Source organism: Myxococcales bacterium, from assembly GCA_016717005.1.
In the GTDB taxonomy this organism is placed as follows: Bacteria; Myxococcota_A; Polyangia; order Haliangiales; family Haliangiaceae; genus UBA2376.
Genome location: JADJUF010000008.1, coordinates 155803 through 177097, shown reverse-complemented (window position 1 = coordinate 177097; position 21295 = coordinate 155803). Strand labels below are relative to the sequence as shown.

The following is a 21295-nucleotide window of genomic DNA, read 5'->3' as shown; positions in this document are numbered from 1 at the left end:
GCGCGCGGCCCCCGGCCCGAGGGTGGGCAGCGCCCCGAGGGCGCGGCGCGCGGCCCCCGGCCCGACGGTGGGCAGCGCCCCGAGGGCGCGGCCCGCGGCCCTCGCCCCGAGGGTGAACGCGGCCGGCGGAGCCGGGACGGTCAGCCGCGGGGACCGCGCGACGGTGCGGCGCGCCCCGCGCGCGGCGCCCGGCCCGACGCGCGATCGCGGCCCGACGGTGCCGGTGGACGCGGCCCGACCGCGCCCGCGCCCGGGGGAGCGAGCTTGTCGGTCGACAGCGGCTGGGACACCGACGTCGACGACGACGCCGTCGAGGTGCGCGCGGCCCGGCCGGTCGCGCCGGCGCCGGTCGAGGACGACGAGCCGACGCCGGCGATCACCCTCGCCGCCGATCTGCCGGCGGACCCCTGGGACGACCCCGATCCGTCGACCGCGGAGCTGGCCGGGATCGCGCCCGAGCGGCTGGGCGACGCGCATGGTCGACGTGGTCGGCGTGCGCCTGGCCGCCGCCGGCAAGGTGTTCTGGTGCGAGGGCGGCGACGCGTTCGGGGTCGGCGACAGCGTCGTCGTCGAGGGCGAGCGCTCGACCCGGGTCGCGACGGTCGCGGTGGCGTCGACGCGCCGCGCGGTGCGCGAGCGGCCGGCCCGCCGCATCCTGCGCCGCGCCGAGCCCGCGGCGGCCGGTGGCGGTGGCGGTGGCGGCGGCGACCTCTTGCGCCTCGCCAAGGATCGCGCGGCGGCGCTGCGCCTGCCGATCAAGGTGTTCCGTGTCGAGCACGCCAGCCCCCCCGGGCCGGGCGGACGCGGCGGCAAGGTGAACCTCTACTACACCAGCGACGAGCGGGTCGAGCTGCGCGAGCTGCTGCGCGACCTCGGCACCGCCAGCGGCGCGCGCATCGAGCTGCGGCAGGTCGGCGCGCGCGACGAGGCCAAGCAGGTCGGCGGCATCGGCTCGTGCGGCCAGGAGCTGTGCTGCACCACCTGGCTGCCGGAGTTCGTGCCGGTGTCGATCAAGATGGCCAAGGATCAGGGGATGGTGCTGTCGCCGACCAAGGTGTCGGGCCAGTGCGGCCGCCTCAAGTGCTGCCTGGTCTACGAGCAGGCCACCTACGCCGAGCTGCGCAAGGGCCTGCCCAAGCTCGGCAAGCGGGTCGTGACCGCGACCGGCGAGGGCCGCGTGGTCGAGGTCGACGTGATCCGGCAGCGGGTGCGGGTCGCGTTCGGACCCGGCGAGTCACAGATGCTGGCCGCCAGCGAGGTACGGCCGCTGTTCCCGCCCCAGGGCAAGCCCGGCGCCGCCGGCCCGAGCGAGCCGGACGACGACAGCGCCGACGAGCCCGAGCCGGCCGTCGACGGCGCCGCGCCGCCCGACGATCCCGACGGCGCCGCGCCGCCCCACGATCCCGACGGCGCCGCGCCGCCCGACGATCCGTCGCAGGTCTGAGCAGGCGGGCCCGTCCAGCGCACGCGCAGCGCGGGCGCAGCGCCTGGCGCACAGCCCGCTGGGGCTCAGCGCGCGAGCTTGGCGATGTGGACGCGCGCCTCGATCGCGAGCGACTCGAACAGGAGGCCGATCCCGCGCGGCAGCGGCACCGCGTCGCCGAGCGCGTCGGCGATCTCGCAGTCGCGGGTGCGGATCCACAGCACCCAGCCGACCGCCTCGACCGCGCCGTAGTGCGGCAGCTCGAAGCCGACCCGCACCCGCGCCAGCAGCGGCAGCGGCTCGCACGCGATGAACGCGCCGTTGGTCGAGAGATCGCGCACGATGCCGGGCCCGGAGTACCCGAGCGACGTGCGATCGGCGTCGATCCGCTGGTAGACCGCCTGCACCGTCGGGTGCAAGGCGACCTCGGGCTGAGCGATCGACTCGACCAGCGCCGGCAGGGACACGGCGACACGACGCGCACGACGGAGTTCACGCGACATCGACCCGAGTGTAACCGCAATCGCGCGGTTGCTGGCGCGCGCGGCTGGTGCATGATCACCGGATGATCACGCCCGCGCCGTCACACGATCCGCGCCGGTTCCGGTTCCGGCCGCGGATGCGCGCGCTGGCGCTCATCACGATCGGCCTGGCGGCGGCGGTCGGCGTCGTCGGCGCGCTCGACGGCCTGCCGGGGCTGACGGTGCTGGGCGCGGTGGTGGTCGCGCTGGGCCTGGCCTACCTGGCGTCGCCGGCGTGGCGGCTGGTGGTGACCATCGACGACGACGGCCTCGAGGTCGGCACCCCGGGGCGGCGCCGGTTCCGCCTGGCCTGGGACGAGATCGTCCGGGTGGTGGCGTCGCCGACCACGACCACCTGCTTCGTCGACGGCGGCGCCCCCGAGCGCAGCCTGCTGGTGCCCGGCGACGGCGCCCCCGCCAGCTACGACGTCGAGGACAAGGCCGCGCTGTTCGCCGCGATCGTCGCGCGGGTCCCGGCCGACCGGATCCAGACGGTCGCGCGGCTCGACGCCACCGCGCCGTGATCGTGGTACGCACCGGCCGATGTCGCTGTTCCCGCCCAGCCGGATCATGACGCCCGCGGCGGCGCTGCGCGATCTCGCGGCGGCGCCGCCCAAGGCGCGGATCCTCGCCGCCCACGCGCTCGGCGACGTCGGGCCCGAGGAGCGCGACGTCGCCCGGGCCGCGCTGGTCAAGGCCCTCACCGACGACCGCGGCGAGGTCCGGGCCGAGGCCGCGGCGTCGCTGGGCGCGCTCGGCCCCGGCGCCGGCGACCCCGACGACGCCGCGGTGGTCGCGGCGCTGGTGAACCGCCTCGCCGACGGCCTGCCGGTGGTCCGGCAGGGCGCCGCGATCGCCCTCGGCGCGCTGGGCCACGTCGACGGCTTCGCGCCGCTGGTGACCTCGCTGCGCGACGGCCCCGCCGACCTGCGCTTCCAGGCCGCCAGCTCGCTGGTCGAGATCGATCCGGTCGCCGCCTACGGCCCGCTGGTCGCGTCGCTCGGCGACAGCGATCCCCAGGTGCTGTCGGCGCTGGCGTTGTCGCTCGGCGCCACGGGCGACGGCCGCGCCGCCGGCCACCTGGCGCGGCTGCTCGAGCACGCCGACGCGGCGTGAGCTTCGACGCCGCCTACGCGCTGGCCCAGCTGGGCGATCGCCGCGGCCGGGCCCGGCTGTACCAGGCGCTGACCGATCGCGACCGCGCCTGGGACGCGATCGCCGTGCTCGAGGAGGTCGACGACCGGGACGCGGTGCCGGCGCTGGTGCGGGCGCTGGGCGAGCGCGGGCTCACCCCCGAGCTGGCGGTCCGGGCCGCCGCCGGCGCCCTGGCGCTGGCGCCCGACCACCCCGCCGCCCGCGCCCACCTGGTCGCCGCGCTGGGCCACCGCAAGCTGCCGGTGCGCGGGCTGGCGATCGAGCAGCTCGGCCGGGTCGGCGGGGCCTGGGCGCTGGGGCCCCTCGAGGCCCTGGGCACCCGCTGGCGCGGCCGCGATCTACGCCCGGCCATCGTCGACGCCCAGGCCGCGATCCGCGCGCGCGAGGCGGCGCCATGATCGAGCTGACCGACAGCCACGCCCACGTCGACGGGCCCGAGTTCGACGGCGATCGCGCCGAGGTCCTGGCCCGGGCCCGGGCCGCCGGGGTCCGCCGGATCATCGTCATCGGCGCGGTCGGCGAGCCGATCAGCGCCGAGCGCGCGGTGGCCCTGGCCGAGGCTGACCCCGACATCTTCGCGACCGTCGCCACCCATCCCCACGACGCCGACAAGATGACCGACGCCTGGTGGGCGGTCCACGAGCGCCTCGCGCCCCACCCCAAGGTGGTCGCGATCGGCGAGACCGGCCTCGACTTCTACTACGACCACTCCGATCGGGCGGCGCAGGCCGCGGCCTTCCGCCGGTTCATCGAGCTGGCTGGCCGGGTCGGCAAGCCGGTGGTGTGCCACGTCCGGGACGCCCACGCCGAGGCCCGCGCCATCCTGGCCGAGACCGGCGCCGCCGGGCTGGGCGTGGTCATCCACTGCTTCACCGGCACGCCCGAGGACGCCGCCGCCTACGTAGCGATGGGCTGCCACGTGTCGTTCTCGGGCATCGTCACCTACAAGAACGCCGGGCCGATCCGGGCGGCCGTGGCGCAGGTGCCGCTCGACCGCCTGCTGATCGAGACCGACTGCCCCTACCTGGCGCCGGTGCCGGTGCGGGGCCGCCGCAACGAGCCGGCCTACGTGACCCACACCGCCGCGACCGTGGCCGAGGCGGCCGGCGTGACCGTGGCCGAGCTGGCCGCGGCCACGGTGGCCAACACCGCCAAGATCTTCCGGTTGCCGGCGGCGTCAGCGCCTTGACTTCGGAAAACACCGCCGGTATATACGCGCGCTCTCAGGAGACACGACCATGACGATGCGAATGGGCCTACTTGGCAAGAAGATCGGGATGACGCAGGTGTTCGCCGACGACGGCGAGCGCGTCCCCGTCACGGTGATCCAGACTGGCCCGTGCGTCGTGGTCGGCAAGCGCACCGTCGACAAGGACGGTTACAGCGCGATCGTGCTGGGCTTCGACGAGAAGCCGCTGCGCCTCGCCAACAAGGCCGAGCTCGGCCAGGCCAAGGCCGCGAACACCAAGCCGGTCCGCGTGATCCGCGAGTTCCGCGGCCCCGCCGCCGACCTCGAGCAGTACACGCTCGGTCAGGTGCTCGGCCCGGCCGACATGTTCACCGACGGCGCGCCCGTCGACGTGGCCGGCCAGAGCAAGGGCAAGGGCTACCAGGGCGTCATCAAGCGCCACAACATGGAGGGCATGAAGGCCACCCATGGTACCCACGAGTACTTCCGCCACGGTGGCTCGATCGGCTGCCGCCTGACCCCCCAGCGCGTCCACAAGGGCAAGCGCATGGCCGGCCAGATGGGCAACGAGGTCGTGACCGTCCAGAACCTGCAGGTGTTCCGCATCCTCGCGGAGGACAACTGCATCCTGGTCCGCGGCGCGATCCCCGGCGGCGTCAACGGCTACGTCGTCGTCAGCAAGGCCGCGACCCGGACCCAGTACAAGCGCAAGGGCATGGGCAAGGAGGAGGCTCGCTCGAAGAACCCCCTCAAGGCCTCGAAGAAGGCGGCCGCGGGCCGCTAGCCTCGGGTCGTGCGTCCTCGCGCCGGTCGATAGCCTCGCTGTCGGCCGGCGTTGTCGTTTGTACGTCCACCACGGGCGCTCCACCATGGCCAAGGGCAGGACCAAGCTCGGCGATCGCAACGTCCGCCACGATCACTTCCACGGTCGGGCCAAGGACGCGGGCTTTCGCGCGCGCGCCGTGTTCAAGCTCGAGGAGATCGATCGCGCGATCGGCCTGCTCCGCGCCGGCGATCGCGTGTGCGATCTCGGCTGCGCGCCCGGGTCGTGGCTGCAGTACGCCCGCACGCGCATCGGCGACGGCGGCGCGATGGTCGGCATCGACCGGGTCGCGATCCCCGGCGTGCCCGGGGCCCGGCTCCTGGTCGGCGACGTGTTCACGGTCGTCCCGGCCGATCTGCTCGGCGACCTGGCCGCGTTCGACGTGGTGATGTCGGACATGGCGCCCGACACCAGCGGCATCCGCCACATGGATCAGGCCCGCAGCGAGGGCCTGTTCGAGCGCGCGCTCGAGCTGGCGTTCGCGACCCTGGCGCCGGGCGGCCGCTTCGTCGGCAAGCTGTTCCAGGGGCCCGACTTCCAGAAGCTGTGCGCGCTGGCCCGGACCCGGTTCGCGACGGTCAAGGTCATCAAGCCGGCCTCGAGCCGCCAGATCTCGATCGAGCAGTACGTGACCGCCAGCGGCTTCCGCGGGGTGACGCCGTGAGCGATCCGCTGCGCCTGATCATCGAGCCCTGGGGCACGCCGTCGGCGCGCAAGATCGCCAAGGCGGTCGAGATCCTCCACGGCGGCGGCGTCGCCGCCTACCCCACCGACTCGGTCTACGCGCTGGGCTGCGCGATCGAGGCCAAGGACGCGATCGAGCGGATCGCCCGCGCCAAGCAGATCAAGAAGAGCCAGCGGCTGGCGCTGATCTGCCCGGACCTGTCGACGGCGTCGCAGTACGCGCACATGAACCAGACCGCGTTCCGGCTGGCGCAGCGGATCTTCCCCGGCCCGTACACGCTGGTGGTGCCGGCCAGCCGCGAGGTGCCGCGCACGCTGACCGACGCCAAGCGCCGCACCGTCGGCATCCGGATCACCAGCCACCCGATCGCCAGCGCGATCGTCGCGGCGCTGGGCCGACCGCTGCTGACCACCAGCGCGATCCCGCCGGGCAGCGAGGTCGCGTGCCGCGACGCCGACGAGATCCTCGACGCGTTCGGCAGCCAGATCGACCTGGTGGTCGACGCCGAGTCCACCGCCGAGTCACCGTCGACGGTGCTCGAGATCGACGGCGACGAGATCATCGTGATCCGCGCCGGCCAGGGCACGCTCGACGGCATCCTCTGACGCCGCGCGCGTCCGGCCAGCACGAGCGAGCGCACGAGCCGGCGAGCGCGGGCCCGGCGAGTCGAAGGTCCGCGCGAGCACGCGCGCGGTCCGGCGAAGGTCCGCGCGCGAGCACGCGCGCGGTCCGGCGAGCGCACGAGCCGGCGAGCGCGGGCCCGGCGAAGGTCCGCGCGATCCGGCGAGCGCGATCCGGCGAGCGCACGAGCCGGCGAGCGCGGGCCCGGCGAAGGTCCGCGCGCGCGCGCGCGATCCGGCGAAGGTCCGCGCGCGCGCGCGCGCGCGATCCGGCGAGCGCGCGGTCCCTCAGTCGATCGCGGGCAGCACGACGACCTCGGGCGCGACGTCGGGCCAGCCCGGCCCCTTGAGCCACGGGTCGAAGCCCGCCTGCCTGATGGCGGCGATCATCGGGCGCGCGGCGTCGGCGGGCGCGCCGGCCGCGCGATCGTAGCTGACGTAGAACTCGTCACGATCGAGGTCGAAGCCGGCCTGGTAGGCGGCGGGCACCGTCGCGAGTGCCGACCGCACTCGTCGTGGACAGCTGTCCGCTCACGTGACGCCGAGGACCTTGAGCGTCAAGTGCGCCAGCTCGGCGGGACGGGGCCGGGGGCGTGCGGTCGATGCGGTCGACGGCGCCGAGGACGGGCCGCGGTCGCCGCTGCTGCAGGCGGGCACGCCGGCCGCGAGCGCGACCAGCAGCGCCAGCGCGCGCATCAGCGCCCTCGCCGCCGCGGCGGCTTGCGCGATGGCGGGGGCGCCTCGGGCGTCACGCTCACGCCGAGCTCCGCCGCCAGGCCGGGCTCCACCAGCTCGGCGACCCGGGCCAGCTCCTCGGGCTTGGCGCCCTTGGCCTTGCCGCGCTCGAGCGCGGCCTTGGCCTGGTCGCGCAGCGCCTGCTTGTCCTTGTCGCGCATCTTGCGCTGGTCGCGCGTGATCGTGGCCTCGGCGACGAGCACCTCGACGTCGCCGGTCATCAGCTCGGCCTCGCTCAGGACCGGCTCGAGCACCGCCATCGCCTCGTCGCCGGCGCCCTTGCCGACCAGGGCGCGGGCCTTCTCGATGCGCGCCGGCAGGTAGCCGGGGTTGGCCTTGAGCGCCTCGTCGACCTGGGTCAGCGCGGCCTCGAGGTTGCCGGCCTGGCGCTCGATCGTGGCCAGGCCGATGCGGGTGCGGTACGCGAGGGGGTTGGGCTGCGCGTCGGAGACGTCCTCGAGCGCCTGCGCGAGCCGGCGGCGCGCCTCCTCGATGTTGCCGAGCAAGAGCATCGTCATGCCGTGGGCGTGGCGCCCGACCTTGCTCTTGGGCTTGCGCGAGGTCTTCTCGAGCTCCGCCGCCGCGTCGTCGCGGGCCGCGCCGGTCGAGGCCAGGGTCTGGGCCATCAGCCGCCAGACCTTGATCTCGAGCGACTCGGGCGCGTGCTCCTGCGCGGTCTCGAGCTCGGCCTGGGCCTCCTTGTACTTGCGCAGATCGATCAGCGCCAGGCCGCGCAGCAGCTCGGCGCGGGTGCCGTCGAGCTTGGCGAGGGTGTCGAGGGCGGCCTCGGGCGTGCCGGCCGCGAGCTGCAGCGCGCCGTTGACCAGGGTCACCAGCGGATCGGGGTCGGCCTTGCCGGCGGTGAACCACTGGACCTTGCTGAGCGCGGTCGCGGCCTCGCCGAGGTGGCCCTGGAGCACGCGCGCGAGCGCGACCCGCGCCAGGAACCGCGCCTCGCGCGGGCCGCTGGCCTTGGCCAGCGCCTCGGAGAACCGCTGCGGCTCCTCGAGGTTGTAGAACGCCATCGCGAGCGCCAGGTTGCGATAGCCGTTGCCGCGCGCGCCGAGATCCTTGTCGAGCTTGACGTTCAGATCCTCGATCGCCGTGGTCGTGTCGGTGCCGCGCTCGGCGCGGGCCAGCGCCCGGCCGAGCAGCGCCAGCGGGTGATCGGGCGCCTTGACCAGCGCCGCGTCGTACAGCTTGATCGCCTCGTCGAACTGGCCGTCGTCGACCAGCAGGTCGGCGCGATCGACGTCGGCCACGGCCAGCCCGTCGGCGCCGTCGCCGGCCTGACGGAACCCGTCGGCGGCGGCGTTGCGCGCGCCGGCGGCGAGCAGCGACTTGGCGGCGAGGTAGCGCGCCCAGCGATCGTCGGGGTGGGCCGTGACCCACTCGTCGATCTCGACCCGGGCCTTGTTGAGGATCTCGATCGTGGCGGCGTTGGCCGCGTCGCCCTGGGGCCCGGTCAGGCGCGCGAGCGCCACCGCGGTCCGGGCGATCACCAGCGCCCGGTAGCCGTCCTGGGTCGGCTTGGTGATCTTGCGGCTGGCCGCGGCGATGGCCTGGTCGACGCCGTCGGCGGTGGTGCCGTACAAGAGCGAGCGCAGCGCGGTGGTCTCGGCCACGGCCGCGAACGTGCGCGTGTTCTTCTGGTCGCGCTCGAGCGCCTTGGCCAGCGTCTGGAGCGCCGAGGTCAGCCCGTCGAAGGTGCCCTGGGCGATCTGCGCCTCCGCCTCGGCGCGCAGGCGCGCGACCTCGGCCGAGCGCTGCTGCTCGGAGTGGTAGTACCAGTAGCCGCCGCCGCCGGCGCCGGCGATCAGCAGCACGAACAGCACGATGAACATCCGCACCGTCGACCGGCCCCAGCGCCGATCGGGCCGGAGGTCGTACTCGACGTCCGGCACCCGGACGCCCGGCACGTCGAGCAGGCCGCCGGTGAGCAGATCGTTGAGGAAGTTCTCGCCGACCGCCGCCGACTGACGCAGCGACGCCGCCGCCGCGTTCACGGGCTTGGCGGTCGAGACGATGCGCGGCCGCACGACCTCGCCCGGGGGCGGCGCGACGCTCGGCCGCTGCGGGCGCGGCGGCGGCGGCGCGGCCGGCGGCGGTGGCGCGGCCACGTGCTCCGGCGGCAGCGACGGCATCGTGGCGTCGCCGCGGGCCGGCCCGCCGCTGTCGACGTGGTAGCCGCCCTCGAACGAGCCGGCGCCGACCGAGGTGGGGGCGTCGTCGCTCCAGCTCGACGGCTGGGGCGCGCGCGGGGCGGGCGGCGGCGGCGGCGCGGCGGGGCGTGGTGGCGGCGCGGCGGGGCGCGCGGCGACCGGCGGCGGCACGCTCGGGGCCGGCCGGGCCCGCGGCTCGGCGCGGCGCGGCGCGACCGGCGTCGGGATCGGTGGCGGCGGATCGAGCTGGGTGCCGCTGCGGGCCGCGCGCAAGAGCGACAGCACCGCCGGGTTCGACGGGTCGAGGTTCTGCGCGTGCTGCAGCACCGGCGTCGCGCGCTCGTAGTCGGCGCGGCGCAGCAGCACCTCACCGAGGAGCGTGAAGCCGACCTTGCTCGTGCGGTCGACCTTCACGACGCGCAAGAGCTCGGCCTGGGCCTCTTTCCACTGGTGCAGCGCCGCGTGCCCCCGGGCCATGGCCAGCCGGCCCTCGTGGTTGTCGGGGCTGTGCCGCAACCCGGCGGTCGCGGCGTCGATCGCCTCGCGCGGTCGCCCGAGCGCCAGGAAGGCCTGGGCCAGGTCGACGAACGCCGGCGACGCGGGGTCGCGCCGGACGATCAGCGCGAGCTCCTCCAGCTCCTCGGCGGTCGGTCGTGGTGCTTCGGCCATCCGGTGCGCAGAGCGTACATCGGCCACGGCGATCGCAGCAACGCGCAGCCGGCCGATCTCGCCCTGGACCTCGCCGCAGGGAAGCTGATCCGTTGAGGACGCCCGCTCCATCGCCGATCGCTGCGCTGCAACTCCTCGAGTTCCAACGAGAGCCCGTCGTCGTTGCGCCTTGCGGTCGGCGCGCCTCGGCGCCCGCGACCAATCATCTCCCCTGTGGCGAGGTACTACGGCGTGCAGGCGCCCTTGGCGGCGTAGCGCTGACCGGGGCAGCTGCCCGAGCCGCGGAAGGTCGCGCCGTCGCAGCCGCAGTAGGTGCGCAGGTCCTTGGTGCACGCGCGCTGCGCCGGCGCGCAGGTGCCCGGCGTGTCCGCGCCACAGCCCTGCCCCTCGCACACGCCGCTCGCGCACTCGGCGCCGACGAGGCACGCGGCGCCGGCCGCGCGGGCGGCGGCGGGCGCGCACGCGCCGCGGCTGGCGTAGCGCCGGCCCGCGCAGGTCCCCGAGGTCCTGAAGGTCTGGCCGTCGCAGCCGCAGTAGGGGGCCATGTCCATCGTGCACGCCCGCGCCGCGCTGACGCAGGTGCCGGGCGCGTCGTCGCCGCACCCGGCGCCCTCGCAGGTGCCGCTGCCACACTCGGCCGCGTCGAGGCAGGCGGCGCCGTCGGGCTTGCCGACGTCGACCGGCGCGCACTCGCCCCGGTCGGCGTAGCGCTGGCCTGGGCAGCTCCCCGACGCGGTGAACGTCTGGCCGTCGCAGCCGCAGTAGCTGGCGGCGTCCATCGTGCACATGCGGTCGGCGGCGGCGCACACGCCCTGCCCCGGGCCGCAGCCCTGGCCCTCGCACACGCCGGACGCGCAGTCGCCGTGGAGGTCGCACGCGGCGCCGAGCGCCGCGCCGGGCTGGTAGCCGGGGTGCGGCGGCGGCGGCGGTGGCGGGGCGGTCGGCGCCCCCGACGGCGGGCAGCCGACGGCGACGACGAGCGCGAGGCAGGCGAGCGCGACGAGCGACGAGATCCGCATGGCGCGACTGTACTCGCTCGACGCCGCGCGGCGGCGGCGCGGGCACGATCTCGGCCGGCGCGGCTCTGATACCGTGCCGCCATGGCCAACCGGTTCGGCACGGCGCTCTCGGTGACCACCTTTGGCGAGTCCCACGGGCCCGCGGTCGGGGTGATCGTCGACGGCTGCCCGCCGCGGCTCCCGGTCACCGCCGCGCTGATCCAGGCCGCGCTCGATCGCCGGCGCCCCGGTCAGAGCGCGCTGACGTCGCCGCGGCGCGAGCCCGACCAGGTCGAGATCCTGTCGGGCCTGTCCGACGACGGCCTGACGCTGGGCACGCCGATCGCGCTGATGGTCCGCACGGTCGACGCCCGCAGCAAGGACTACGCCGAGGTCGAGGCCGCGTACCGCCCGTCGCACGCCGACTACACCTACGACGCCAAGTTCGGCATCCGCGCGGTCGCCGGCGGCGGCCGCGCCAGCGCGCGGGAGACCGTCGGCCGGGTCGCGGCCGGCGTCATCGCCGAGCAGATCCTGGCGCCGCTGGGCGTGTGCGTGGTGGCGTGGGTCGACGAGGTCGAGGGCATCGGCGCCGAGGTCGACGGCGCGGTCGTGACCCGGGCCGAGGTCGAGCGCACGCCGGTGCGCTGTCCCGACCCGGTCGCGGCCGCGGCGATGACCGCGTGCATCGAGGCGGTGCGCAAGGACGGCGACTCGGTCGGCGGCGTCGTGCGCGCGGTGGCCCGGGGCGTGCCCGCCGGCTGGGGCGCGCCCGTGTTCGACAAGCTCGACGCCGACCTGGCCAAGGCGATGCTGTCGATCCCCGCGGTCAAGGGCTTCGAGGTCGGCTCCGGCTTCGCGGGCACCCGGCTGCGCGGCTCGACCCACAACGACGAGCTCTACACCGACGCCGACGGCCGCGTCCGCACCCGCACCAACCGCTCGGGCGGCATCGTCGGCGGCATCTCCAACGGCGAGGCGCTGACGATGCGGATCGCGTTCAAGCCCACCGCGACGATCATGCGGCCCCAGGCCACGGTCGACCGCGCCGGCGCGGCGACGACGCTGGCCCCGCGCGGTCGCCACGACCCGTGCGTGCTCCCGCGGGCCGTGCCGATCGTCGAGGCGATGACGCTCCTGACCCTCGCCGATCACTACCTCCGCCACCGCGGCCAGTGCGGCTGAGCGGCCGTCAGATCATGCCGAGCGACCGCGCGACGACCTTCTGGCGTCGGCCGCAGGCGCCGCTGCACGGGTCGACCTCCCAGCCGTGGCGCGCGCACACCAGGCGGTCGCCGTCGACGAAGCCGTCCGAGAGGGGGCCGCCGTCGTGGGGGCACTCGTCGTCGACCACGAACGCCCGCCGGTCCTGCAGCACCACCAGCGCGACCGCCCGGCCGGCGTCCGCCGCCGCCACCACGCTGCCCGGCACCGCCGCGGCCAGGGCCTCCGCCACCGACGGGCGCGCGGGGCGCGGGTCGGCGTCGAGGTCGATGCCGCACAGGTCGTAGATGGCCGCCGAGGTCGCGATCACGGGTCGACGCTACGGGCTGGGTCTGACGGCCGTCGCGAATCTTGACCCCTGGGGCGCCGGCCGGTAGCGTCCGTCCACGGTGGCGTGTGTCCTCGTCCATACCGAAGTGGCCGACGGGCGACCGACCGACGCCGCGCGTGCGATCCTCGGCGAGGGTCGGCGGATCTCCTCGAGCCTCGGCGGCGCGCTCTACGCGGTTGCGTGGGTGCCGCCCGGAGGCGAGATCGGCACCGCGGCTCAGGAGCTCACGGCCGACCTCGGCCGGGGCGGCGCCGACCGGGTCCTGCTGGTGCCTGCCCCGGTGCGGCCAGCGCTGTGGATGACCCGCGGCGACGCGCTCGCGCAGGTCTGCGAGCTCATCCACCCGAGCCTCGTGGTGCTGGGCTCCGACGCCGGTGGCCGCGACATCGCCGCCCGCCTCGCCGCCCGCCTGGGCGCGGTGTTCCTGGCCGATCCCGTGGTCGAGGCCGGCCCCCGCGGCGAGGTCGTGCTGGCCCGCCCGGTCTACGACGGCGAGCTGTGGCGGCGGGTCCAGCTCGACGAGCTCGAGCAGGTCGCGGTGATCACCCTGTCGGCCGATCGCCCGCCCGCGGCCGGCGGCGACGAGGCCGAGCTGGTGACGCTGACGCTCGACGGCGCGGCCGGGCCTGCGCCGGTGGTGCTCGACGAGCGGCCCGATCTCGGCGACGTCCTCGCCGGCGCCCGGATCATCGTGGTCGCCGGCGGCGGCGTCAGCGCCGCGACCCTGCCCCTGGTCCAGGCCCTGGCCGCGCGGCTCGGCGCCGAGCTGGCCGGCACCCGGGCCGCGTGCGAGCGCGGCGTGGTCGCGGCCGACCGCGAGATCGGCGTCGGCGCGCGCGCGGTCCATCCCGATCTCTACGTCGTGTGCGGCGCGTCGGGCTCGAGCGCGCACCTGGGCGCGGTGTCGGTCGACGCCGAGATCGTCGCGCTCGATCGCGACCCGCGCGCGCCGATCTTCAAGTCGGCCCGCTGGGGCCTGGTCGGCGCGCTCGAGGACCTGGTCCCGGCCCTCCTCACCGCGCTGGAGGCGTCGTGACCGTCGCGATCCTGCTGCGGCGCGCGCAGGCCCACCCGGGGCAGCACGACGAGGATCAGGTGCTGGGTCCGTGCGAGCGCGGCGCCCTGGTCGCCGGCCTCGGGCTCGCGCACCAGCGCCAGGCCGACGCGGTCGCGCTCGCGGTCGGCCCGGCTCGGCGCGAGGATCGGGTCCTGGCCATGGCGCTGCGGGCCGGCTGCGCGCGCGCCGTGCGGATCAGCGGCGAGGGCTTCGACGACCTCGACTACCTGGGCCTGGCCGAGATCCTGGCGGCCGCGATCAAGAAGATCGGCGCCGACGTGGTCGTGTGCGGCGACCGCTCCGTCGACGAGCGGGTCGGCGCGATCGGGCCGGCCGTGGCCGAGCTGCTCGGGGTCGCCCACGTCACCGGGGTCCGGACCGCGCGGGTCGTCGACGGCGCGATCGAGATCGCCCACGGCGCCGGCGCGCAGGTGCTCACGCTGCGCGTCGCGGCGCCGCTCGTGCTGGCGATGGCGGCCCCGCCGGTCCGCGGCCGCGACGACGCCACCCCGGCGCCGCCGGCCTCGGCGCAGGCGATCGCCGCCTGGGAGCTCGAGGATCTCGGCCTCGACGCGCGCCGCCTGAGCCCGCGCCGCGCGCTGGCGGGCCGGCTGCGCCCGCTGCGCGGCGCCCGCCAGGCGACGATCCTGGCCAGCGCCGGCGACCTCGTCGCGCGCCTGCGCGCCGAGCACATCCTCGACGACGGTGCGCCGCCGGAGCCCGCGCAGCATCATCCCGCGTCGGCGGATCCCCCGGCGCCCGAGCCCGCGCCGTGACCCGCCCCGCGCTGGCGCTCGCGGTCGGACGCCCGGTGGTGATCGCCGGCGCGTCGCCCGAGGTGTTCGCGGTGATCGACGCGAGCGTGCGCGCGCGCGGCCTGCCCGGGCCGGTCAGCGCCGAGCTCGACGGCCTGGCCGCGGCGGTCGCCGGCGACGCGGTCGGCGGCGCGTGGATCGAGGGCGAACCGGCGGCGGCGGCGGCGCTGCGTGACGCGGCCCGAGCCGGCGCGGCCGCGGGCCGACCGCTGATCGTCCTGGCGCGGGTGGCGCGCCCGCGGCTCGAGACCGCCGCCGCCCTGGCCCACCTGCGCGCCGACGGCGCCGCGGTGTTCGCGGATCCCGACGCGTGGATCGAGGCGCTGGCGCTGCTGGCCGCGCACCGCGCGCCGGCCGGCGCCCGGGTCGCGGTGGTCGCCGACGAGGCCGGCTACCTCGCGACCACCGCGCGGGCGCTGCCGGGCGACGACGGCCGGCGCCCGAGCTGGACCGCGACCGACGACGATCTGGCCCCGACCGACGCGGTGCTGATCGCCCGCGGCGCGTGGCGCGACGACGCGTCGCCGCTGCCGGCGGTGCGGGTGCCGCTGTGCGAGCGGGCCGAGCTGCTGGCGCTGGCGCCACCGGGCGCGCTGGTCGGCCTGCGCCCGGCGCTGACCGCCCTGACCACCGTCGGCCGCGCCCGCGAGCGCGCGCGGCTGGGCCTGGGCCCGGCCGGGCGTTCGGCCCGGGCCGAGCTCGAGGTCGACGAGGACCGGCTCGAGCGACAGCTCGCCAAGATCGAGCCCGGCGATCGCCGGCTCGGCGACCACGAGACCAAGGTGCTCCTGTCCGCGTACGGCGTGCCGATCACGCGCCAGGCGGTCGCGACCTCGCCGTCCGCGGCGCTCCGGGTCGCGACCAAGGCCGGCTTCCCCGTCGACGTGAAGCCCTGGGGCCCCGACGTGCTCGGCGAGCCCGACGGCTGTCCGGTCGAGCGCGGGCTGACCAGCGCCGCCGACGTCCGCCGCGCGTTCGCCAGCGTGCTGGGCCGGGCCGGCCAGGCGCTCGATCGCGGCGCGGTCATCGTCCGCGCCAGCCCACCGCCCGGCCGCGAGGTCCGGGCCCGCGTCACCCACCTGCCGCACCTCGGCCCGACGCTGATCGTCGAGCTGGCCGGCCAGCCGCCCGAGGCCGCGCCGGCGCCGCTGCGCCTCGCCGACGCCACCGCCCTGGCCGCCGTGCTGGTCGCGACCCGCGCCGGCGAGGACGAGCCCGATCGCGTCGGCCTCGCCAACGTCCTGCGGCGCGCGTCGCACCTCGCGGTCGATCACGCCGACGTGATCGGCGAGCTGATCCTCGGGCGCATCGTCGTGGCCGCCAGCCGCGGCGACACGATCGTCGTCGACGCCGAGATCCGGCTCCGCTGAGTTCCAGAGGATTCGTCGCCGAACCCTCCCCCATCGGGGCAAGCCCCGATGAGGGCCCCCACCCAGGACGCGAAACTCCCGGCCTCCCGCCGCGTAGGCCTGCGCTCGGCCGTCAGGCCAGCGCCGCGCGCGCCAGCTCGACGAGCCCGTCGGTCTGGTTGCGGCTGGGGTCGTCGAGCACGGCGTCGAGGCACGCCGCGAGGGCCCGGCCGATCGCGGGCCCGGGCGCCAGGCCGAGCGCGGTCATCAGCGCCGCGCCGGTCAGCGCCAGCTCCCCGGTCGCCAGCGCGTCGCCGCGCGTCAAGATCTGCGCGGCGGCGGTCGCCACCGGCGCCGCGGTGGGATCGCCAGCCTCGGCCCGGGCCTGCCACAGCGCGGCCGCCAGCGGCGCGTGGGCCCGCCCGCAGGCCGCCAGCGCCCGCCGCACGACCCGCTCGGCGCCGTCGTCGAGCCGCGCCAGCCGCACCAGCCGCACGACCCGATCCCGCTCGTCGTTGGCGGCCTTGAGCCGGCGCAGCGCCCGATCGGCGGCGGCGGCCGCGGCCGCGGCGTCGCCGACGCCCGCCACCAGCACGGCCAGGCGCGCCGGCCCGGGCGCGCGCTCGAGCCACGCCACCCGCGCGGCCCAGGCGTCGTCGGCGAGGGTCGCCTCCGGTAGCTCCTGCGCCAGCACGCCGGTGCGCCGCGCGATCGCCAGCGCCGCCGCCGGCCGCCGCGCCCCCACCAGCTTGTCGAGCTCGACCTTGACCCGCTCGCGCGACACCTTGGCCAGCGACGGCAGCGCCGCCGGGATCGCGGCCTCGGTCGCGGCGTCGAGCTCGAACTCGAGCGTCGCGGCGAAGCGGATCGCGCGCATGACCCGCAGGCCGTCCTCGGTGAAGCGCGCGACCGGATCGCCGACCGCGCGCAGCCGCCGCGCCGCCAGATCGCCCCGGCCGTCGAACGGATCGTGGAGCCGGCGATGGACCGGGTCGTAGGCGATCGCGTTGACCACCAGATCGCGCCGCGCGAGATCCTCGACCAGCGGCACGCCGAACACCACCGACGTCGGCCGGCGCCCATCGACGTACGCGCCGTCGCCGCGGTAGGTCGTGACCTCGATCGGCAGCCGGTCGGCGCCGCGGCCCGCCATGACCGTGACGGTGCCGTGGGCGATGCCGGTCGGGATCGTGCGCGGGAACAGCGCGACCACCTCGTCGGGGTGGGCGCTGGTCGCGACGTCCCAGTCGCCGGCGGTGCGCCCCAAGAGCACGTCGCGGATCGCGCCGCCGACGGTCACCGCCTCGAACCCGGCCTCGGTCAGGCGGGCGCAGACCTCGCGCGCGGCCACCGGCACCGCCGCCGCCAGCCGCCCCATCAGCTCGTCGTCGTCCATGGTCACTCCGTCGAGGCCGCGCCGCGCAGCCGCTCGAACACCTCGCCGGCGCGGGCCCGCAGGGCCTGGGCCTCGGTGGCCTCGCCCCGGGCGGTCCGGAAGTCGGCGAAGTCCCAGTACGCGCGCGCCAGCTCGAGCTCGTTGCGCATCGTCCCGAGCACGTCGATCGAGCGCCGGAACTGCTCGTCGGCGGAAGCGAGGTCGCCGCGGGCCGCGGCGATGCGGGCGGCGGCGCGGTGGGCGGCGCCGATCGGCACCCGCGCCCCGACGCTCTCGCCGATCTGCAGCGCCCAGCGGATCTCGCGCTCGGCCGCCGCGAGGTCGCCGCGGGCCAGCTCGGCCTCGGCCGCGCGCCGGTGGCTCTCGGACAGCACGACCCGATCGCCCAGCGACCGCGCGGTCTCCTTGGCCCGGGCCAGATCCGCGATCGCGCCGTCGAGGTCGCCGCTGGCGATCTTGTGCTCGCCGGCCCGCGACAGCACCTCGGCCAGGGTCAGCTTGTCGCCGATCTCGGCCGCCAGCTCGCGGGCCTCATCGAGCAGCGCCAGCGCCATGCCGTGGTTGCCGTTGGCGCCGTGGACGCCGGCCACGTCGGTCAGCGACTCGACCACGCCCGAGCGATCGTCGATGTCGCGGCGCAGGTCGAGGGCCTCGCGGAACTGCGCGATCGCCGCCTTGAAGTTGCCGGAGTCGAAGTGGACCCGGCCGATGTTGGCCAGCGACAGCGCGATCGAGCGCCGCTCGCCGAGCTGCTTGCGCAGGGTCAGCGCCTGCCGGTGGAAGTCGAGCGCCTGGCCGTAGGCGCCGCGCAGCCAGTGGATCCGGCCGATGTCGTCGAGCGTCGACGCGATGCCGCGGTCGTCCTGGGCGTGCGTGAACAGGTCGCTGGCGCGGCGCAGGTGATCCATCGCCGGGTCGTACTGGCCCTGGCGCCGCAGCACCCGCGCGATCCGGCTGTGGGCGGCGCCGGCCTTGGCCTGGTTGTCGAAGCGCCACGCCAGGTCGAGCATGTCGGCGAAGCGCTCGAGCGCCAGCGTCGACTCGCCGACCAGGTCGAGCACGTCGCCGAGGTTGTGCAGGCCGTCCATCTGCGCCGGCGCGTCGTCGGCGCCCAGGAGCGCCAGCCCCTTCTCGTACAGGCCGCGGGCCTCGTCGGCGGCGTAGCGCCCGCGGGCCCGATCGGCGCCCAGCAGGTAACAGCGCGCGGCCTTGGCCCGATCGCCGCCGCGCTCGTACAGCCCGGTCAGGAACTCGAGCTGCTCGTCGCTCTCGTCGGTCAGCCGGGCCTCGAGCCACTGGGCGGCCAGCAGGTGGTAGCGCGCGCGCTTGCGCGGCTCGGTCGCGTTGACGATCAGCTCGCGCTCGAGGTTGTGCTTGAAGACGATCTCGACGTCGCCCGGCACCGACGAGTCGACCAGGTCGAGCACGAGCAGGTAGTCGCGCTCGGCCAGGCCGTAGACCAGATCGCTGATGCGGCGCCGGATCGGCTCGCCGTCGCCCCACTCGCGCTCGAGCGGATCGGTCACGGACGCGGCGGCGCCGTCGAGCCGGGTCAGCGCCACCGTCGCCGACTTCCAGAACACGTTGCCGAAGACGGCGCCCTTCTCGAGCAGGTCGCGCTCGTCGCTGTCGAGCGCGGCGATCCGGGCCTCGATGGCCTCCTCGACGCTGATCGGCAGATCGATCGCGAGCGCGGCGTCGAGGTCGAGCTTCCACAGCGGCCCCGAGGTGGCGTCGATCGCGCCCTCGCTCAGGTAGCGGCGGACCAGCTGCTCGAGGAACTGCGGGTTGCCGCCGGTCAGCTCGATCGCGGTCGTGATCAGCTCGTCGGGGACCCGCCCGCACTGCGCCAGCAGGTTCGCGAACATCGCCTCGGCGTCGTCGGGCTCGAGGTTGTGCAGGTCGATCCGCTCGTGGTCGACCGCGCCCTCGCCCCAGCCCGGCGTGCGCACCAGCATCTCCGGCCGCGCCGCGGCGATGATCACGACCGGCGAGCCGCCCAGCGCCGCAGCCAGCTCGGTCAGGATCTCGAGCGTGTGATCGTCGGCGACGTGGAGGTCGTCGAACACCAGCACCAGCGGCGCGGTCGCGGCGTCGAGCTCGATCAGCCGGCGCAGCGCGGTCCGGGACAGCGCCTCGGCGTGGCGCGGGTTGTCGGCGACCACCTGCAAGAACGCCGACGCCGGGAAGTCGAGGCCGACGAACCGGCCCAGGCAGTGCAACAGATCGGGCGCGGCCTCAGCGCCGAAGATCGCGCCGATCTCGGCCCCGAACCGCTCGCTGGCCGCGGGCCCGGTGCCCTCGATCGCGAACCGATCGCGCAGGATCGACGCCAGCGCGCTGCCGGGCTCATCCGGGAGCGCGCGGCCGTGGTGGGCGCGCACCGGCGCCTCGAGGCCCAGCACCAGCTCGCCGATCAAGCGCGTCTTGCCGGTGCCCTGGTTGCCGATCAGCGTCACCAGCTGCGGCGCCTGGAAGTCGATCGCCCGGGTCACGACGTCGCGCAGCATGCTCAGCTGGCCGTCGCGGGCGACCATCGCCGACCGCACCGCCCGGTGCTCCTGCATCGCGATCCGCGGCTGGGTCTCGGACCGCGAGCTGGCCCGCATGCTCGGCGCCGGCGGCAGCGGCGGCGGCACCGCGTGGGGCCGCGATCCCTCCGCAGCAACCGCCAGCGGCGGCTTGGGAGGACGGGATCCAGCCGGCTGGTCTGCCACGAGCCGCGAGCGTAACCGCGCGCACCATATCGCCGCAAGCGGCTCGGCCCGCGCGAAATCCGAGCGAGCGATCATGACAACCCGGGGCGGTCCGCGATACGTTGACGCCGGATGGTCGCCACCGACATCCGGACCCAGCCCGAGGGCGCTGGTCGCCGTGCCTCCGACAGCCGCCGCGTCCCTGCCCGGGCCGGCGGACGGGCGTGGGTGCGCGCCGGTCGCGCCGCCGCCGTCAGCGGCCTCGTCACGGCGGCGGTGCTCGCGAGCGCCGGCTGCCCCACCGTCGATCTCGGCGACGACCCGGTGGAGCCGGGCGTGTGCCGGCCGTCGCCCGACTACTTCCGGACCCGGATCTGGCCCGAGTACCTGGCCCAACCCGAGATGGCCAAGAGCTGCGTCGGGCGCGCCGGCTGCCACGGCGAGACCGACGGACGCTCGGCGCTGCGCCTCGACGTCAGCGAGCCGATCGACTTCACGCGCAACTACCAGGTCGTGACCCGCTTCCTCAACTGCGGCACCCCCGAGGCCAGCTCGCTGTTCACCAAGCCGCTGACCGGCGAAGATCCGCACGGCGGCGGCGACATGTTCACCGCCGCGGACCCGTCGGTCGCGGTGTTCGAGGGCTGGTTCTGATGACCGACGTCGGCCGCGTGCTCGCGGTCGCGCTGGCCGCCGCGGCGCTGGCGACGGTCGCCGGCGCCCGCGCCGCCGACGCGGACGCCTACCTGCGGGTGATCGCCCAGGACGCGCCGGTCTACACCGGGCCGGGCGGCAGCTACCGCAACATCTACGACGCGCGCCGCGGCGAGGTGTTCGAGGTGGTCGAGCGCGGCACCCGCGGCTTCTGGTACCGGATCGTCCTCGAGGACGGCACCACCGGCTGGATCCTGGGCGAGCTGGTGTTCCCGTTCGAGGTCGGCCCCGACGAGGCGGCCGGCGTGTTCACGCGCATGGGCCGCAGCATCCGGCGCGCCATCCTGGGCCCGTCGCCCCTGCCCTACGCCGACGTCGAGATCTCGTTCTCGGCCGGGCTGCTCGATCGCGAGGGCCTGTTCCTGTTGCGGCCAGCCTACGTGCTCGACCGCTACTTCGCGGTCGAGGGCTTCGCCGGGCTGTCGCCGCGGGCCCAGACCGACGTGTTCCTCGCCGGCGCCGGCTGGACGCTGCGGCTGGCGCCGGGCGCGGCGATCGGGCCGTTCCTGCACGCGAGCCTCGGCGCCGCGCACCTGCGGCCCAAGGCCGACAACTTCACCGACGTCGAGGAGACCCTGGCCGCGCTCGACGCCGGCGGTGGCTTCGAGATCACGTTCAAGAAGCAGATCACCCTGCGCACCGACTACCGCCGCTGGGTGCTGTTCGACCAGAACCGCTCCGAGTCCGGCGACGAGGTCACCGGCGGCCTCGCGATCTTCTTCTAGGGGTCCAC

22 protein-coding genes are annotated in these 21295 nt (G+C 76.1%); 14 read left to right on the top strand and 8 right to left on the bottom strand.

From position 1 onward, the window contains the following. Window positions 1-475: 475 nt before the first annotated feature. Complete coding sequence (locus IPL61_10560; protein MBK9031749.1) at window positions 476-1444, top strand: hypothetical protein; 969 nt, start codon at window positions 476-478, stop codon at window positions 1442-1444. Window positions 1445-1509: 65 nt separating this feature from the next. Here the strand turns inward: IPL61_10560 and IPL61_10555 are convergent, their stop codons facing one another. Then, the gene (locus IPL61_10555) at window positions 1510-1926 is read right to left on the bottom strand and encodes a hypothetical protein (protein ID MBK9031748.1); all 417 of its coding nucleotides are present in this window, start codon (window positions 1924-1926) and stop codon (window positions 1510-1512) included. 62 nt (window positions 1927-1988) lie between these two features. Between IPL61_10555 and IPL61_10550 the strand changes: the two genes are divergently transcribed. From IPL61_10550 to IPL61_10520, 7 genes are all read left to right on the top strand, one after another. Continuing rightward, entirely contained in the window at window positions 1989-2468 is a 480-nt protein-coding gene (locus tag IPL61_10550; GenBank protein MBK9031747.1) for a hypothetical protein, read from the top strand. 19 nt (window positions 2469-2487) lie between these two features. Beyond that, window positions 2488-3060, top strand: a complete 573-nt coding sequence (locus IPL61_10545) for a HEAT repeat domain-containing protein (GenBank protein MBK9031746.1) — start codon at window positions 2488-2490, stop codon at window positions 3058-3060. Continuing rightward, window positions 3057-3497: a hypothetical protein gene (locus tag IPL61_10540; GenBank protein ID MBK9031745.1), complete on the top strand. Its 441-nt coding sequence runs from the start codon at window positions 3057-3059 to the stop codon at window positions 3495-3497. The genes IPL61_10545 and IPL61_10540 overlap by 4 nt, the downstream gene beginning before the upstream one ends. Beyond that, window positions 3494-4288, top strand: coding sequence for a TatD family hydrolase (locus IPL61_10535; protein MBK9031744.1), 795 nt, complete (start codon window positions 3494-3496; stop codon window positions 4286-4288). The genes IPL61_10540 and IPL61_10535 overlap by 4 nt, the downstream gene beginning before the upstream one ends. Window positions 4289-4343: 55 nt before the next feature. Further along, the gene (gene rplC / locus IPL61_10530; GenBank protein MBK9031743.1) at window positions 4344-5072 is read left to right on the top strand and encodes a 50S ribosomal protein L3; all 729 of its coding nucleotides are present in this window, start codon (window positions 4344-4346) and stop codon (window positions 5070-5072) included. A gap of 85 nt (window positions 5073-5157) precedes the next feature. Beyond that, complete coding sequence (locus tag IPL61_10525) at window positions 5158-5775, top strand: RlmE family RNA methyltransferase (GenBank protein MBK9031742.1); 618 nt, start codon at window positions 5158-5160, stop codon at window positions 5773-5775. Continuing rightward, window positions 5772-6401, top strand: a complete 630-nt coding sequence (locus tag IPL61_10520; protein ID MBK9031741.1) for a threonylcarbamoyl-AMP synthase — start codon at window positions 5772-5774, stop codon at window positions 6399-6401. The genes IPL61_10525 and IPL61_10520 overlap by 4 nt, the downstream gene beginning before the upstream one ends. A gap of 303 nt (window positions 6402-6704) precedes the next feature. On the opposite strand, the gene IPL61_10515 is transcribed toward IPL61_10520, so the two are convergent. The 4 genes from IPL61_10515 to IPL61_10500 form a co-directional block, all read right to left on the bottom strand. Next, the gene (locus IPL61_10515) at window positions 6705-6926 is read right to left on the bottom strand and encodes a hypothetical protein (protein MBK9031740.1); all 222 of its coding nucleotides are present in this window, start codon (window positions 6924-6926) and stop codon (window positions 6705-6707) included. 21 nt (window positions 6927-6947) lie between these two features. Beyond that, on the bottom strand, window positions 6948-7112 hold the full coding sequence (locus IPL61_10510) for a hypothetical protein (GenBank protein MBK9031739.1): 165 nt from the start codon (window positions 7110-7112) through the stop codon (window positions 6948-6950). After that, window positions 7112-9982, bottom strand: coding sequence for a tetratricopeptide repeat protein (locus tag IPL61_10505; GenBank protein MBK9031738.1), 2871 nt, complete (start codon window positions 9980-9982; stop codon window positions 7112-7114). The genes IPL61_10510 and IPL61_10505 overlap by 1 nt, the downstream gene beginning before the upstream one ends. Window positions 9983-10206: 224 nt before the next feature. Continuing rightward, window positions 10207-11001 (bottom strand): hypothetical protein, encoded by a 795-nt coding sequence (locus IPL61_10500; GenBank protein ID MBK9031737.1) that lies wholly within the window; start codon window positions 10999-11001, stop codon window positions 10207-10209. An 81-nt stretch (window positions 11002-11082) separates the two neighbouring features. Between IPL61_10500 and aroC the strand changes: the two genes are divergently transcribed. Beyond that, on the top strand, window positions 11083-12165 hold the full coding sequence (aroC, locus tag IPL61_10495; protein MBK9031736.1) for a chorismate synthase: 1083 nt from the start codon (window positions 11083-11085) through the stop codon (window positions 12163-12165). Between the two features lie 7 nt (window positions 12166-12172). Here the strand turns inward: aroC and IPL61_10490 are convergent, their stop codons facing one another. Next, window positions 12173-12514: a Rieske 2Fe-2S domain-containing protein gene (locus IPL61_10490; GenBank protein ID MBK9031735.1), complete on the bottom strand. Its 342-nt coding sequence runs from the start codon at window positions 12512-12514 to the stop codon at window positions 12173-12175. A gap of 106 nt (window positions 12515-12620) precedes the next feature. Here IPL61_10490 and IPL61_10485 point away from each other — a divergent pair, with 106 nt between their 5' ends. Genes IPL61_10485 through IPL61_10475 form a run of 3 tightly spaced genes read left to right on the top strand, consistent with a single transcriptional unit; the run spans window position 12621 to window position 15777 of the window. After that, on the top strand, window positions 12621-13571 hold the full coding sequence (locus tag IPL61_10485) for an electron transfer flavoprotein subunit alpha/FixB family protein (protein MBK9031734.1): 951 nt from the start codon (window positions 12621-12623) through the stop codon (window positions 13569-13571). Further along, window positions 13568-14368, top strand: a complete 801-nt coding sequence (locus IPL61_10480) for a hypothetical protein (GenBank protein MBK9031733.1) — start codon at window positions 13568-13570, stop codon at window positions 14366-14368. Before IPL61_10485 ends, IPL61_10480 begins: the two co-directional genes overlap by 4 nt. Continuing rightward, window positions 14365-15777 (top strand): acetate--CoA ligase family protein, encoded by a 1413-nt coding sequence (locus IPL61_10475; protein ID MBK9031732.1) that lies wholly within the window; start codon window positions 14365-14367, stop codon window positions 15775-15777. The genes IPL61_10480 and IPL61_10475 overlap by 4 nt, the downstream gene beginning before the upstream one ends. 112 nt (window positions 15778-15889) lie before the next feature. Here IPL61_10475 and IPL61_10470 read toward each other — a convergent pair whose 3' ends face one another. Together IPL61_10470 and IPL61_10465 are read right to left on the bottom strand one after the other, a co-directional pair. Beyond that, window positions 15890-17152 carry a hypothetical protein gene (locus tag IPL61_10470; protein ID MBK9031731.1) on the bottom strand — a complete coding sequence of 421 codons (1263 nt, stop codon included), beginning with the start codon at window positions 17150-17152 and terminating at the stop codon, window positions 15890-15892. A 2-nt stretch (window positions 17153-17154) separates the two neighbouring features. Then, the gene (locus tag IPL61_10465; GenBank protein MBK9031730.1) at window positions 17155-19869 is read right to left on the bottom strand and encodes a tetratricopeptide repeat protein; all 2715 of its coding nucleotides are present in this window, start codon (window positions 19867-19869) and stop codon (window positions 17155-17157) included. 111 nt (window positions 19870-19980) lie between these two features. Between IPL61_10465 and IPL61_10460 the strand changes: the two genes are divergently transcribed. Together IPL61_10460 and IPL61_10455 are read left to right on the top strand one after the other, a co-directional pair. Further along, window positions 19981-20502: a hypothetical protein gene (locus tag IPL61_10460; protein MBK9031729.1), complete on the top strand. Its 522-nt coding sequence runs from the start codon at window positions 19981-19983 to the stop codon at window positions 20500-20502. After that, window positions 20502-21287, top strand: a complete 786-nt coding sequence (locus IPL61_10455; GenBank protein ID MBK9031728.1) for an SH3 domain-containing protein — start codon at window positions 20502-20504, stop codon at window positions 21285-21287. Before IPL61_10460 ends, IPL61_10455 begins: the two co-directional genes overlap by 1 nt. The last annotated feature ends 8 nt before the right edge of the window (window positions 21288-21295 follow it).